14 protein-coding genes are annotated in these 14,789 nt (G+C 64.4%); 2 read left to right on the top strand and 12 right to left on the bottom strand.

What is annotated here, in order from left to right:
- Nucleotide 1: 1 nt before the first annotated feature.
- From trpD to EAW56_RS07630, 4 genes are all read right to left on the bottom strand, one after another.
- Complete coding sequence (gene trpD, locus EAW56_RS07615) at nt 2-1,030, bottom strand: anthranilate phosphoribosyltransferase (protein WP_122085962.1); 1,029 nt, start codon at nt 1,028-1,030, stop codon at nt 2-4.
- Complete coding sequence (locus tag EAW56_RS07620; protein ID WP_122085964.1) at nt 1,017-1,643, bottom strand: glutamine amidotransferase-related protein; 627 nt, start codon at nt 1,641-1,643, stop codon at nt 1,017-1,019. The genes trpD and EAW56_RS07620 overlap by 14 nt, the downstream gene beginning before the upstream one ends.
- On the bottom strand, nt 1,640-3,226 hold the full coding sequence (locus tag EAW56_RS07625; RefSeq protein WP_122085966.1) for an anthranilate synthase component 1: 1,587 nt from the start codon (nt 3,224-3,226) through the stop codon (nt 1,640-1,642). The genes EAW56_RS07620 and EAW56_RS07625 overlap by 4 nt, the downstream gene beginning before the upstream one ends.
- A gap of 312 nt (nt 3,227-3,538) precedes the next feature.
- A complete protein-coding gene (locus EAW56_RS07630) occupies nt 3,539-4,000 on the bottom strand; it encodes an SdpI family protein (protein WP_244213385.1) in 462 nt (153 codons plus the stop codon).
- A gap of 233 nt (nt 4,001-4,233) precedes the next feature.
- Between EAW56_RS07630 and EAW56_RS07635 the strand changes: the two genes are divergently transcribed.
- Nucleotides 4,234-5,460 carry a dicarboxylate/amino acid:cation symporter gene (locus EAW56_RS07635; protein ID WP_122085967.1) on the top strand — a complete coding sequence of 409 codons (1,227 nt, stop codon included), beginning with the start codon at nt 4,234-4,236 and terminating at the stop codon, nt 5,458-5,460.
- Nucleotides 5,461-5,499: 39 nt separating this feature from the next.
- Here EAW56_RS07635 and EAW56_RS07640 read toward each other — a convergent pair whose 3' ends face one another.
- Nucleotides 5,500-6,258 carry a chymotrypsin family serine protease gene (locus EAW56_RS07640; protein ID WP_095535557.1) on the bottom strand — a complete coding sequence of 253 codons (759 nt, stop codon included), beginning with the start codon at nt 6,256-6,258 and terminating at the stop codon, nt 5,500-5,502.
- Between the two features lie 64 nt (nt 6,259-6,322).
- Complete coding sequence (locus EAW56_RS07645) at nt 6,323-7,093, bottom strand: chymotrypsin family serine protease (RefSeq protein ID WP_147453265.1); 771 nt, start codon at nt 7,091-7,093, stop codon at nt 6,323-6,325.
- 127 nt (nt 7,094-7,220) lie between these two features.
- On the opposite strand from EAW56_RS07645, the gene EAW56_RS07650 reads away from it, so the two are divergent.
- Entirely contained in the window at nt 7,221-8,957 is a 1,737-nt protein-coding gene (locus EAW56_RS07650) for an ATP-binding protein (protein WP_167457413.1), read from the top strand.
- Between the two features lie 90 nt (nt 8,958-9,047).
- Here EAW56_RS07650 and EAW56_RS07655 read toward each other — a convergent pair whose 3' ends face one another.
- The 6 genes from EAW56_RS07655 to EAW56_RS07680 form a co-directional block, all read right to left on the bottom strand.
- On the bottom strand, nt 9,048-9,257 hold the full coding sequence (locus EAW56_RS07655; protein WP_122085972.1) for a hypothetical protein: 210 nt from the start codon (nt 9,255-9,257) through the stop codon (nt 9,048-9,050).
- 11 nt (nt 9,258-9,268) lie between these two features.
- Nucleotides 9,269-9,892 carry a MusI family membrane protein gene (locus EAW56_RS07660; RefSeq protein ID WP_415528551.1) on the bottom strand — a complete coding sequence of 208 codons (624 nt, stop codon included), beginning with the start codon at nt 9,890-9,892 and terminating at the stop codon, nt 9,269-9,271.
- Between the two features lie 395 nt (nt 9,893-10,287).
- Nucleotides 10,288-11,187, bottom strand: a complete 900-nt coding sequence (locus EAW56_RS07665; RefSeq protein ID WP_095548014.1) for a carbohydrate ABC transporter permease — start codon at nt 11,185-11,187, stop codon at nt 10,288-10,290.
- Between the two features lie 4 nt (nt 11,188-11,191).
- A complete protein-coding gene (locus EAW56_RS07670) occupies nt 11,192-12,037 on the bottom strand; it encodes a carbohydrate ABC transporter permease (RefSeq protein ID WP_095278628.1) in 846 nt (281 codons plus the stop codon).
- A gap of 18 nt (nt 12,038-12,055) precedes the next feature.
- Entirely contained in the window at nt 12,056-13,411 is a 1,356-nt protein-coding gene (locus EAW56_RS07675) for an ABC transporter substrate-binding protein (protein WP_122085975.1), read from the bottom strand.
- 119 nt (nt 13,412-13,530) lie between these two features.
- Nucleotides 13,531-14,787: a DUF4032 domain-containing protein gene (locus tag EAW56_RS07680; protein ID WP_122085977.1), complete on the bottom strand. Its 1,257-nt coding sequence runs from the start codon at nt 14,785-14,787 to the stop codon at nt 13,531-13,533.
- Nucleotides 14,788-14,789: the final 2 nt, after the last annotated feature.

A 14,789-nucleotide genomic window follows, 5' to 3' on the forward strand; every position in this document is an offset into this window, starting at 1 on the left:
CTTAGGCACTGTAGTCAGCCTCCTCGTGGCGGCGCAACCAGGTGTGCACGGTGGCGTCGGCAAGCAATGCGAGCGCGTGCTGCACGCCGTCGGCGATGGTGTCGGTGGTGCCGTAGAGGTAGAACATGGCGCCGGCGGTGGCGGCGACAGCGTCGCGGTGCGCCTGCGGGCCTTCGCCGGCGAAGGTGGCGCGCATCGCCGCAGCGTTCGCTTCCCCGTCACCACCGCGCAGGTCCTCCAGCGAGTGACGCGCGAGGCCGAGCTCCTCCGGGGTGACGGTGGAGTGGGTGATCGTGCCGTCGCGGTCGAGCTCCCAGATCTGCGACTCGCCGTGGACCGCGAGTTCGTCGGTGCCTGCCCCGTGGACGACCATGGCGCGGCCGCGCCCGAGCTCGCGCATGGTCTCCGCGATGAGCTGGCCTTGCGCCGGGTTGGCAATGCCCATGATTTGGAACTCGGGGCGCGCCGGCGACAGCAGCGGGCCCATCGTATTGAAGAGCGTGGACACGCCGAGCGCCTTGCGCACCGGCTGCACGTGCGCGATCGCCGGGTTGTACGCCGGCGCGAACAGGAACGTGAAGTTGGAGGACTCGAACTGGCGCACGGCGCGCTCCGGGTCCAGGTCCAGCGGGATGTTCAGCGCCTCGAGCACGTCGGCCGATCCGGACTTGGACGATACCGAGCGGTTGCCGCACTTGATCATCTTCACCCCGCCGGCGGCCGCGACCAGCGAGGCGGCCGTGGTGATGTTGATGGTGTTCGCGCCGTCGCCGCCGGTGCCCGCGGTGTCCATGAGCCCCTCCCCCGTCACGGGGAACGGCCGGCCGGCCGCGAGGAACGCGCGCGCCGCGCCCGCCACGTCCGCGAATGTCTCGCCGCGGGTGCGGATGGTGGCGAGCAGCGCGGCGATGTGGACGTCGTCGTAATCGCCCACCGTGAGCGGGGTGAACGCCTCGACCGCTTCCTCCAGCGAGGGTGCATGGTTGTCCAGGAAGCGCTTGAGGATTGCCAGGGATTTATCGGTTGCCATTGTTCGTTCCTTTCTTCAGCAGCAGGTCCACGCTGCGCCGCAGCATCGTCGGCCCTGCCGGGGTGAGGATGGATTCGGGGTGAAACTGCAGGCCAAGGGACATGCCGTCGTCGCTCGCCGCGGCCATGACCGCGTCGCCAATGTCGGTGGCGGTGTGCGCGAGCGCGTGCATCCCCGCCGGCACCGCGGTGGCGCCCAGCGAGTGGTAGCGCGCCACCGGCACGAGTCGCCCGCGCTGCCCAGGGATGTCGTCCACGGTCATGCCCGCAAACAGAGGCGAGTCCTGGCCGGCGTCCGTGAGGGCCATGCTTATCGACGCCCCATGCACCGGCCCGCACGGCCGCACCGCTCCCCCGAAGTGCTCGACCAGGGCCTGGTACCCCAGGCAGATCCCGAGGATTGGGATCCGCCCCTGCGCCCGGTCGATAAGCTCGGCCATGCACCCGGCGTCCGCGGGGTACCCGGGCCCGGGCGACAACACGATTAAGTCCGGCTCAGTAGCGAGCACGGTGTCGGCGCTCACGGTGTTGCGAAATACTGTTGAGTCGTACTCAGCGAGCGCGTCGACCAGGTTGTACACAAACGAGTCCTGGTTATCCAGCAGGGCGATCATTTCTCCACCTCCAATTCGGCACCGGCCGCCAGCGCGATCGCGTTGAGCACCGCGTAGGCCTTGTGCAGCGTCTCGTCGGCCTCGGACTGCGGGTTGGAATCGCGCACCACACCGGCCCCGGCCTGCACCACGGCGGTGCCGCCGGTGACGTACGCGGAACGGATCACGATGCAGGTATCCATGTCGCCGCTACCCTGCAGGTACCCGACCGCACCGCCGTAGGAACCGCGCCGGTGCCCCTCCAGCTCGCGCAGCAGCGCAGTCGCGCGCAGCTTCGGTGCGCCGGTGAGCGTGCCCATGTTCATGCAGGCGCGGTAGGCGTCGAGGGCGTCGAGGTCCCCGGCCAGCTCGGCCGTGACCCGCGAGACCAGGTGCATCACCCGTGAGTACCGGTCCACCTGCAGCAGATCGACCACCCTGCGGGTGCCCGGGGTGGCCACGCGGGCGACGTCGTTACGCGCCAGGTCCACCAGCATGGTGTGCTCCGCGACCTCCTTCGCGTCGGTGCGCAGTTGCAGCTCCATGCGCGTATCCAGCTCGTGGTCGATCGAGCCGTCCTCGGCCAAGCCGCGCGGGCGGGTGCCGGCGATCGGATACAGCTGGACCTCGCGGTTGGCCTGGGTGTACTTCAGGTTGGACTCCGGCGAGGCGCCGAACAGCTCGTACGCCTCCCCGCGCGTGTCCACGCCCCGGAGGTAGAACATGTACGGCGACGGGTTGGTCGCGCGCAGCTGCAGGTAGGCGGCGAAGGCGTCGGCGCACTCGGTGATAAAGCTGCGCGCCGGCACCACCTGGTAGATGTCGCCGTTGGCAATGTTGCCTTTGAGCTTATCGACGTCAGCGCAGAACCGTTCGTCCGAGATGTCGGTACGCACGCGCAAGGTGCCGGCCGCGCTCGGGGTCGGCTGGTACGCGTCGGCGGTGCCGGGCTCGGCGGCGTCGATACGCGCGGCGAGGTCGTCGAGGTCGATGCCGTCGCCGGCCGCGTCCACGCCTGCCAGGTACGCGGTCTGGGATTGGTGGTCGATGCGCAGCAGGACCTCCGCGAGCACGTACTGGTAGTCGGGGTACGTGTTCGCGCCGTCGGCAACCCGTGGCAGGTCCTCGAAGGTCTCGAGGTAGTCGTAGGCGAAGCCGCCGGCGAGCAGCGGGAAGTCCTTGTCTCCGTACCCGGCGCCGGTGGTCAGCGCGCGCAGGACTTCCACCGTGGAGATGGCGGTGAGGCGTTCGCGCTCGTCCGCGGCGTCGGAAGCGGGGAACGCGTAGACGTCGGCCTCGGCGCCCGGGGTGAGGTACTCCCCCAGCTGCTCGCGGAGCCGCGCGGCAAGCACTCGGCCGGACTCGGTGAGCGGGAGTACGGTGACGCGGTCGCCCTGGCAGGTCACGCGCAGGGAGGCGCGCAGCACCGCGACGGACTGGAGCCCGGAGCGGGTGGTGATGTCGGCTGACTCAAGCAGCACGGAGTCGGGCGTGGTGGTGCCGCCGAGGTGGGCGAACAGGCTTGCGGCGTCCGCGTGGTAGCGCACCTCGCGGTGCGTCAACCGGGGCGCGGCGCCCGGTGGAGTAGTCGGGGGGTTGCTCATTGTCGTCCTTCGTGTGTGCTGACACCGAGGGCTCTGGAGCGGAAAGGCCCGCGGTGCTTGAGTTGGTCCAAGCCGGCGGGCCGTGAAATGGGGAACCTACAATCGGTGGCACGCCGTCTACGCGCGCCACCACCAGTTGGTCAGAGTCATGTAAGTCACAAGGGCTAAGGTAGCGGGTCGGCGCGCGATCCGCAGCAAATTGGTAAAAGTCCTGCGTGGGCGTGAAAGTAATTCCAGTGCGCGCCGCGGGGGCGGGCAAAATAAAAACCGCAATGTTTCACGTGAAACATTGCGGTGCGGTGGTGCGGGGCGCTACTCCTCGCCGTCGGCCTTTCCGGCCGCGCGGCGCAGCGCGTCCAGGTTCACCTGGGGCGCCGGCGCCTCTTCGGCGGGTTCGTCGGGCTCGTGCAGTGCGGCGTCGGCAAGCTTGGCTGCCTTCGTGCCGTAGTTGCCGCCGACGGCGAACGCGGCCACCGCGGCGATGAGGGCGACGGCCGGCGCGACCCAAACCCAGCCCTCCGCGATGAAGGCGAACGCCGCGCCGATCGCCATCGCGACGCCGGCCAGCAGGGCGAACGGCCCGACGACGCGGTGGGCGGTGACCCACGTGCTCTCGTTCTTGCGCACCTCCGGGAGGCGGAGGCCGATGACGTTGTTGCCGGGAAGCTTGCCGGCGGTGGCCATCGCGCCTGGGATGAGGAAGAGGAGCGCGCCAATGATGAACAGGATGCCAAGGACGATGTTCAGCGTGGTCATGGTTGCAAACGGGGACATAGAGATAGGATAAACCGGTCCGGCTGTGGGGCCGAATTCTTGCGGCGGCTGGGTGGGGCGTGGGGGCGTCGATAAGCGACTGCCCGCTGGCGGCCGAAAAGATTTTGCGAAAGTTCGCAATTTGGGCCGTGAATAAGGAACAATAACATTCAACGGACAGGCACAACGCCCTGTCCGTTCCCTGTACATCTTCGGGTCCGTCCACGGTCCCGTGACTGCAAAAGGTTCCAACCATGAAATCGAACGTTTTGAAGTCATTGCTGTTCTGGGTTGTCGTGGCAATTATCCTCGGCTTCCTGTGCAGCTTTGTCTTTCCCGACTGGCTGGCACGCGTTTTTGTCACGTTCAACGGCCTGTTTTCCAACTTCCTCGGGTTCTTCGTCCCTGTCCTGATCTTCGCGCTGATCGCACCCGCCATCGCGGGTCTCGGCCGCGGCGCGGGGAAGTGGCTCGGCATTACCGCCGGGGTGGCGTACAGCTCCACCATCATTTCCGGCCTGATTGCGTGGGGCACGGCCACCGTGGTCTACCCGCACCTGCTCAAGGGATCCGAGCTGATTACCAACGTGGACGACCCGGAGGCCGGCGGGCTGAGCCCCTACTTCGAGGTGGAAATGCCGGCGCCGTTCGAGGTCATGTCGGCGCTGCTGCTCGCGTTCTTCATCGGCATCGCCATGACGCAGGTGAAATCCACCGCCATGTACGAGGTACTTGACGAGCTCAACGGCGTCATCATGAAGATTGTGAAGAGCTTCGTCGTGCCGCTGCTGCCGCTCTTCATCTTCGGCACCTTCCTCAACCTGGGGATGAACGAGAACTTCGGCTCCACCATGGCGGCGTTCGGCAGCGTCCTCGTCCTCTCCATCCTGATGACGCTGATCATCCTCACGCTGCAGTACCTGGCCGCCGGCGCGATCGCGGGCCGCAACCCCTTCGTGGCGATGAAGAACATGATGCCCGCCTACTTCACCGCACTGGGCACGTCCTCGTCTGCCGCGACGATCCCGGTGACCTACAATTCGACGCTGAAGAACAAGGTCGACGAGGACGTCGCCGGCTTCATCGTTCCCCTCTGCGCCACGATCCACCTGTCCGGCTCGATGATGAAGATCATGCTCTACGCCCTGGCGGTCGTGTTCATGGGCGGACTCGACGTCTCCCCCGGCCAGGTCGTCGGCTTCATCTTCCTGCTCGGCATCATGATGATCGCCGCGCCAGGCGTCCCCGGCGGCGCCATCATGGCCGCCGTCGGCCTCCTGCAGGCCAACCTCGGCTTCGACGAATCCATGGTCTCGCTGATGATCGCCGCGTACATCGTCGTCGACTCCTTCGGCACCGCCGCCAACGTCACCGGCGACGGCGCGATCGCCATGGTGATCAACAAGTTCGCCCACGGCAAGATCAAGGGGCAATCGCTTGACGACGCCACCGTGACCCCCTCCCCCGCCGCAAACTCCTAGCCGCTGGGCCGCTGGGTTGCTTTTTTTGGGGGGGCGGGCTTACAGCGCGCTGGGGTGGGCGAACGCGGTGCGCTGGCCCTTCGTGCCCGCGACGTTTTCGGACAGCGAGGAGTTCACCCCGATAAAGCCCTTGCCGGGGATCCACGCCGGGCCGCCGGAGTCACCCGGGCGCAGGCCGCGGTGGAAGGCGTAAGTGGTGTCGCCGTTGACCTTGTCCACCGAGCCGCAGTACACCTGCTGGCTCTTCGCACCGACGGCGCACACCTGGTCACCCGGCTGCACCTCCCAGATCGGCGCGACACGATCGCCCGTAAACGAGTTCGGCCCGGGGACGACTCCGGGGATGAAGCGGATGCGGGCGACGTCGGCAAGCGGCCCCTTCGAGGCGAACTGCAGCGCCGCCGGGAAGAACTGCGCCAGGTAGCTGAGCGGGATGTCCAGCGCCGGCAGCAGGTGATGCGAGTTCTCGTAATAGCCAATGACCTGGTTGTTCGCGTTCAGTACGGGCTCGCCGGCGAAGCCGCAGTGCCCGGCCGTGTAGCCGACCCCCGCGCCCCGATCGACGTACCCGAGCGTGCAGTCGTCCAGCCACAGGCCGTGGAAGACGCTGATCAGGTCCCCCTGGTTCACCACGGTGCCCGCGGGTGCGTTGAAACCGAGCGCCCCGCTCGCCGCGGATGAACCCATTGTGCTATTCGGCGGCAGCGCCGCGGCGTTCGCAGTTGTGGTGGTCGCTCCGGTGCCCGCGCCAACGAGCGCGAGACCCGCTGCGACCAGGCTGGCTATTTTCTTCTTCATTGCCCCAACTTTATCCGGTGCGCTGGAAGAACGCTCGGTTGCGTGTGTGGTTGCGGCTCCGTTCCTACAGCGCCCGCGGGTGCGCGAACGCCTCCCGGTACCCCTCGGTGCCGGCGATGTTGCTGGACCCGCCGCTGTTCACGCCGACGAACCCCTTCCCCGGGATCCACGCGGGACCGCCCGAGTCGCCCGGGATCAAACCGTGCTGGAAGGCGTAGGTGGTGTCGCCGTTGACCTTGTCCACCGAGCCGCAGACCACGCGCTGGCTCTGCGCGCCGACGGCACAAATCTGGTCGCCGTGCCGTACCTCGCCGAGCTGCACGATCCGGTCGCCACTCAACGCGTTCCCACCCGCTACGACGCCGGGGTTGAAGCGGATCCGCGCGACGTCGGCAAGCATGCCCCGAGACACTTGCGGCATGAGCGACGGCACGACGTCCGCTGCGTACGCCAACGGGATGTTCAGGTTCATGGAGAGCCCGTTCGATGCCTCGAAATAGCCGATGATCTGGTAATTCTCGTTGAGCACCGGCTCGCCGGGGAGCCCGCAATGCCCGGCCGTGTAGCCGACGCCCGCGCGCGGATCGACGTATCCAAGCGTGCAGTTGAAATCCCACAGGAGCCGTTGCACTCGGATACGGTCGCCTTGCTTCACGACGGTCCCCTGCGTCGCATTCGCCCCGAGCATCCCACTGATCGTGGACGAACCCGCGGTGGCGCCCGGCGGCAACGAGGAACCGTCCGCGGTTCCTGCGCTGGCGCCGGCGCCGGCTGTGGCTACGGCGAGCATGAGCGCTGCCGCGGCCTCACTCATGTTCTCACTAATGTCACTCATGTCCTCACTCATGTCAGTGACGTTCTCACTGCTGTCAGTGTGGTTCTCACTATTGTCACTCATGTTCTCACTGTCGTCATTGACGCTCTCACTACTGTCACTCATGTCAGTGAGGTATAGTGACGGCATGAGTGACCGCATGACAGAGATCATGAATCGCCTCAACCGGCAGGGCAACGACGATCATGCCATTGAGGCAAAGGCAGGTTCCGGGAAGCTAGACAAGGGATTCTGGTCCACAGTCAGCGCATTCGCCAACACGAATGGTGGCACGATTGTTCTCGGTGTCAACGAGGATCAGCGCACTCGATCATTCACAGTGGATCCTTCATTCGACGTTCATAAGGTCAATGACCAGTTGATTAGCGCGTTTCGGAGCGAGCAGGAAAAGCCACCCACTACGCCGATTCCCCGTCACAATATTGAGACTGATGAGTTCGAAGGCAATCCCGTCGTGCTGGTGGAGATCTTCCCAATGCGCGGGGATAGCCAGCTCGAAAAAAGGATGCCGTGCTACGTCACAGCGCAAGGACCGAAGAAGGGGTCGTATAAGCGGGTTCTCGATGGTGACCAGCATCTGTCCCCGTATGAGATCGACCAACTGTCGGCGATGTTTGATCCCGACTACTCGGAGATCGAAGCCATTCATCAGGCCGATCTTTCTGATTTGGACGAGCGGAGCTGGAAAGACCTTACCAGTTCGTTGATGAAGAGCGGGTCCCGGATTATGTACGGGACGTCTACCGACGCGGAAGTGCTCGAAAGATTGCACATCGTGAACGGTGACAACGTTCCAGTGATGGCGGGCCTACTGACCGTCGGTAAGTATCCGCAGCAGTTTTTCCCCCAGTTGTTCATCGACGTGGCCGTGCACCCTACCTTTGAAAAATCGGCGCAGGCGACCCGTTTTGTGGACCGGAAGCATTGCGACGGGCCACTTCCCGTCGCTGTGGAGGATGCCATTCAAGCGGTGCTCCGTAATCTACGGACTCGGACGGTGGAGAGCCGAGGCACGATGGTGGACGAGCCGGAAATCCCAGAGATCGTGCTGCGCGAAGCGATCACGAACGCGGTTATGCACCGCGATTACAGCGCGGCGGCTCGTGGCATGCAGGTCCATGTCGATGTCTATCCGGACCGTGTAGAGGTCATCAATCCTGGTGGACTGTGGCGGGGATTGACTGTGGATCAACTCTATGAGGGGCGTTCCGAATCGCGTAACCCATATATCGCGAGCTTGCTCAGTCACCTCCCGATACCCAATGGTTCGTCTCACGTTGCAGAAAATCACGGTAGCGGGATTCAGCGAATGCTTCTGGGGATGAAGGAGATGGGGCTGCGTCCGCCGGAGTTTCGCGTCGATGTAGGAGAGTTTCGAGTCACTTTGCAGCGGTTCGGCCTTCTCACTCCGGATCTCGCTGAGTGGCTCGAGAAGCGCGCTCCGAATGCGAGTCGGGACAGGCACGTTGCACTTGCAATTGCTTACGGTCTTGGCGCCGTCACCCCCATCGAACTGCGAAAAAACCTAGGAATGGACAGTGATGACGCGCGATTGCTCTTCCGGGCAATGGTCGAAGAGGGTTTGCTCGCTGCTACCTCTGATGTGGATCGGTTCGTCCTCGCTGACACTGAGCCGCCCGCATCGCCTGAGTCCACTCCGCTTGATGCTTCGGAGCGCCGTGTCCTCGAAATCTTGTCACCCACTGAGGCATTGTCGGCGCGCGAAGTCGCCGATCGGGTTGGCCTGTCTGTCAACACCGTTCGCGTGAAGCTCCGGTCGCTTCTCGACGCCAACCTCATCCTCGCCACCGCCCCACCAACAAGCCGAGCGAGAAAGTACCTCCGCGTCGCTGATGCGCCGTGAGCGCTATTCGAGAGCTTTCCGAGTGAAGCGTTGTGATAATTAAGGCCTGAGGCCTGCCACTATGTAGTGCAGGAATCTACCTGGTCTTGCTTAGAACGACAGCCCCGGAATTGCCGGGAGGGTCACGCCGGGGATGAGGCCGGAGGCCGCAGCGTAGACGACGCCACCGAGCAGCGCGACGATGCCGAGCGGGACCAGGGTGCGGAAGGCGATCGTGCCAGCTTTGTATTGCTCGCCAGCGTAGTCATCGTGGGTCTTTACGCCGAGGCAGGCGCTGCTAGCCGTTGAACCTGCAAGCACCAAGATTCCCGCTACTCCCCCAGCGTTTGCTCGAGCGGCCGCGCGAGCACCAGTCGGATGACGTACACGCACAGGGCGGGCACGGCGAAGAACACAGCGGGTACGGCAACGACGAGGGGTAGGAACCGCACGAGCGAGACCCCCATCCACAGCACGGCGAGGGCGCCGAGCGTGTGTATGAGGTGCTTGAAGGTCATTACGACCGCGAGTGAGAAGGGGGATGCGGTGGCGTCGATAGGCGAAGGCAACGATTCGAGCGCGAAAAACCACACGGAGATCCCGGCGAGCACCATCGCGCCGGACAGCGCGAGCGCCTGGAGCGCGAAGAGCGCGGTGCCGTCGATGCCGGCCTGGAAGAGGACCCACTGCTCGTAGACGAGGACGGCGGCGGCGACGAGCAGCACCAACCACCACAGCGTGGCGGGGCGCGCTTGTCGACGAAACTCCCTCAGGTATTGCAACGCATACCGCGAACCGAGGCCCTGGATCATGTCGCCGACAACGACGTTTGCGGCGCGGAGCGCGGCGCCGCCGGTGACGATGGGCAGGCTCGACAGAATCATGAGCATGTTGAGAATGACAATGTCCGCCATCAGCGTGAAGGCGGACATGAAACGCGAGTCCGGGTTAAACATGTTCACCCGGACCAGCGTAGTTGGTGGCGGCGGACCAGTCAGGCGCGGATGGCCGCGGATTGGCGGGGCGTGGGCTGGTTGGCGGGCGGCGGGTGGTCGGCGGGGCGGCGGCCCGGTGCCGGTACGGCGCCGCGGGCGGTCTAGATGGAGCTAGCTCCGTTTGGACCCGACCGCCACTAAATCCCCTGGTCGCGGATCGCGGTCTACTGCAGATGGAGCTAGCTCCGTTTGGCCCGGACGGCCACTAAAAACGCCTGGTCGCGAACCGCGGTCTACCGCAAATGGAGCTAGCTCCATCTGGACCCGCCCCGCGCGAGAACCCCCACCAACAGCAAAGGCGCCGGGACCGAAACCGATCCCGACGCCAACAACCAGCCAAGCCAGCCGAACCCGACCTACCCCTTCACCGCACCGGCGGCGACGCCTTCGACGATGTGCTTCTGCGCGGCCATGTAGAAGATGATGATCGGCAGGATCGCCAGCACGAGCATGGCCATCATGGCGCCGAGGTCGCGGTCGCCCTGGGAGCCGATGAACTGCTGGATCACGACCGGGATCGTGCGGTACGGCGTGGACAGGCCGACGACCAGGTACGGCAGGAGGTAGTCGTTCCAGATCCACATGGCGTTGAGGATTGCCACGGTGATCGCGGTCGGCTTGAGCATCGGCATGACGACGCGGAAGAAGGTGGAGACAGGCGAGCAGCCGTCGATGGTCGCTGCTTCCTCGATCTCCAGCGGGATCGACTTGATGAAGCCGGAGAACATGAACACGGACAGTCCGGCGCCGAAGCCCATGTACAGCACGACCATGCCCAGCGGGTTGGCCAGGCCGAGGCGGTCGGCGATGACCACGGTGGGGAACATGACCATCTGGAACGGGATGACCATGGAGAACACGAACAGGTAGTACAGCGCGCTGGTCCACCACGTCTTCACGCGCGTGATGTAGTAGGCGGTCATGGAGGAGAAGAATACGATGGCCACGACGGACAGGATCGTGATCACGAAGGACCACACGATCGCCCAGCCGAAGCCTTCGCCTTGCACGCCGGTGATGTAGTTGCTCAGGCCCGCCCACAGCTCACCAACCGGCAGCGCGAAGGGGTTGGTGGAGATGGCGAAGCGGTCCTTGAAGGAGTTGAGCAGGATGAACAGGATGGGCCCGAGGAACACGATGGTGAGGAAGATCAGCACCGCGTAGATCAGCGTTTTCGCCCCGCCGGAGACCTTGGCCTCGCTGGCGGCTTTTTGCTTATCGACGCCCCGCTGTCCCTTACTTACTTTCGTTGTCATTGTCCTATGCCTCCACTTCCCTGCTGCGGGTGGCGCGCAGCTGGAACATTGCGATCACAACCACGACGACGACGAAGATCACGGCCTTCGCCTGGCCGACGCCCTCGGCCCCGACGCGGTTGAACATGGTGTTGACGATGTTGAGGGCGACCATTTCGGTCTCTTGCCCGGGCGCTCCGTCGGTAAGCGCGAGGTTCTGGTCGAACAGTTTGAACGTGTTCGACAGCGTGAGGAACAGGCAGATGGTGATGGACGGCATCATCATCGGGATGGTGACGTGCCGCAGCATCTCCCACTTGCTCACGCCGTCCAGCTCGGCGGCCTCGATGAGCTCCGGCGGCACGTTCTGCAGGCCGGCGATGTAGATGATCATCATGTAGCCGATGAGCTGCCAGTTCATCAGGATGACCAGGCCGGCGTAACCGAACTTGCTGTCGGCGGCGATGGTGGTGTCGTAGTGGGCTAGCACCGCGTTGATCATGGATTGCCACGTGTAGCCGAGCACGATGCCTCCGATGAGGTTCGGCATGAAGAACACCGTGCGGAAGAAGTTGGTGCCCTTGAGTTTGCGGGTCAGCGTCCACGCGATGGCGAACGCGATCACGTTGACAGTGATGATGGACACGATCGCCACGGCAATGGTGAAGCCGAAGGCGTGGACGAATCCTTCGCGTTCCTCGAAGACGCGGCCGTAGTTCTCCAGGCCGACCCAGTGGGCGTCGGTAATGGTGGTGAACTTGGTAAATGAGAGGAAGAAGCCGATCACAAACGGGACCAGGAACGCGATGGCGAAGGCCAGCAGGGTCGGCAGGACGAAGACGGGGAAATATTTTTTCAGTGATGCTTGCATGGTGGTGTGCTCCTCTCCCTAGTCCAGCAGGGCAATCTGGTTGGCCATCTCGTACTCCCAGTCCTCTTTGAGCTTGGCCACCACGTCGTCCCAGCTCATGTTGCCAATCGCGTACTGGGCCAGGTTCTGGCCGTACAGGTCACGGAACTGCTGGTTGGGGCTGAACTGGAAGTCCCACGGGATGGTCTCGGAGTCCTCGTCCGTCAGCGCCGCCTGCACCTGGTGCGCCAGCGGGTCGTCCGGCACGTCCTCGGGGCCGTAGTTCTTAAACGGGGCGATGAAGGAGAGGTCGTTGACTACGTGCTGCTTGCCCTGATCAGAGAGGAACAGCCAGTTGAGGAAGTCGCGCGTGGCCTGCTGGTCTTCCTCGCTGGCCTTGTTGTTCACGGCCATGTAGGCCTCCGTACCAATGTTCAGGCCCACGTTCTCCTCGTCGGGCAGACCCATGTAGATGGGCATGAACTTGATCTTGTCCTCTTTGACATCGGTCGAGCCTTCGCCGCCGATCTGGCTCCAGGCCCAGCTGCCGTTTTGCACCATGGCGGCCTTCCCGGTGGCGAATTCCGCCATGGAGTCGCTGGTGGAGCGCGACGCGGCCAGCGCCGGCTTGGTGGTCGAGTTGTTCAGGTACAGGTCCAGCATTTGCTTGTACTGGTCGCCGTAGATGAAGTCGATGGTGGGCATCTCGGTGAATTCGGTGATGCCGCGGTCCTGGATCTCGTAGTGGTACGGGCCGTTCATCAGGTGGTTGGTCCAGCGCCACTCCTCGCCGGCGATGAGGCTGGTCACCGCGAACGCGCCGTCGATACCCAGCTCCTCCTTCTTGGCCTGCATGTCCTCGGCGACCGCCTTGAGCGTGTCAAAGTTCTTGATCTCCTTGGTGGAGGCCACGGCGGGGTTGGGCAGGGCGAAGTACTGGTCGAAGATCTCCTCGTTGTAGAGGATGCCGAACCCTTCCAGGGCGTAGGGGACGGCGCGGACGGCGCCGTCTTTGTCGGTGATCGGCTGCGCGTCGTCGTTAAGCTCTTGCACGACCTCGTAATCGGAGAGGTCGGCCAGGTAGTCCTTCCAAATGCCGTAGCCCTCCTGGCCGTTGACCTGGAACAGGGTCGGCGCGTTGCTCTTCGCCATCTCGGCCTTGAGCGTTTGCATGTAGGAGCCGGAGGCGGCGGTGACCACCTTGACCGGAATGCCGGTTTCCTCCGTATACTCCGCGGCGATCGTCTTGAATTGCTCGGCCTGCTCGGGCTTGAAGTTGAGGTAGTACACACTCGGCCCGTTGTCAGTTCCGCACGCAACCAAGCTTATCGACGCCACCATCACCGTCGCCACGGTCGCCAGCACTCGGCGAGCCGCGCGGGTTGTCGTACTCATCGGCGGTCCTTCGCTTTTAGGTTGTTCTTTACCCTCTCAAGGTTAGGACTACCTGGCAGGACCAACAATGTCTTCCATACATAACACCTATACGGTGGTCTTAGCTGGTACTATCATCCTCACCCTCCGCGGGTTGGGGGTGATCCGGGGGGTAAACTTAAACGTTGCCTGTAGACCATCGCCTCGTCCCGGTGCCCCGGAAGGACCCCCTGGAAGTAGGACTCTGCGGCCTGCATGAGCGGGACGAACCGGTGCTCGTTCTGGCTGAGGAACCAGCGGTGGTCCAGGATCTCGTGGAAGATCTGCGCGGGCTCCAGCTTCTCCCGCAACGGCTCGGGGGTGAGCGCCACCACCGGCTCGTACTCGCGCACCATCCACCGGTGCGCCACCGCCTCCAGCGGCAGCTTCCCGCCGTAGCGCACGGCGCGGTACACCTCCATCTCCCCCAGCAGGCGCTGCGCCTGCCGATCCTGCACGTCCAGCCCGGTGAGGCGGAGCAGCTTCTTCTGGTAGAAGCCGGTGGAGAACACGGCCGGCTCGATGATGATGCGGTAGCGGTTGCCCTCGTTCTCAATCTCCATCTCGCCTACGTCGAAGCCGAGCTCGTTGACGGCGGCGACGCGCTTCGCAATCGCGTCGAACGCGTCGCCCTCCACCACGAGCTCGCCGGTGACCAGGTCCCACAGCTCCAGGTAGACGGCCTCGATGGCGTTGCCCAGCGAGATCACGTCCGCCTCCGGGTCGATCAGCTCTGCGGCCTGGAGGTCCATGAGTTCGCCGATGATGTTGACGCGGGCCACGTCGACGTCGTAAAGCCTGCGGCCCTTTGAGAGCGGCTCGTGGAACTCTCCGGTCTCCGCGTCGACCAGGTAGGCCGAAAACTGGTCGGCGTCGCGGCGAAACAGCGTGTTGGACAGCGAGACGTCGCCCCAGTAGAAGCCGAGCAGGTGCAGGCGCACCAGCAGCACCGCCAGGGCGCGGACCAGTTTGGACACCACCTCTGCCGCCGGCGTGCGCGAGAAGACGTCACGGTACGGCAGCGAGAAGCGGAGGTGCTGCGTGACCAGGCAGGGGGTCAGTTCTTCGCCGTCGGCGTCCCGGCGGTGGGTGATGACCGCGACCGGCACGACGCACGGAGCGCCGAGTTCTTGCAGGCGGCGCAGGTTTCTGTACTCGTGGTAGGCCACGTGCTCGCCAATCTCCTTGACCGCGAAGGTCAGCCCGTCCGCCTCAATGAGGCGCACCGTGTGGCGCGAGATGCCACGCGGCAGGGCAGCGAGAAGGTCCGTGCTCCACCCTTCAAGCGGGGTGGACCACGGCATCTTCAGCAGTGTGGGCGCGAAGGTTGGCGAGAGAACGCTGAGTTTCTCTTGCACGC

Origin of the sequence: Corynebacterium gottingense (genome assembly GCF_003693265.1) — a bacterium.
GTDB classification, from domain to species: domain Bacteria; phylum Actinomycetota; class Actinomycetes; order Mycobacteriales; family Mycobacteriaceae; genus Corynebacterium; species Corynebacterium gottingense.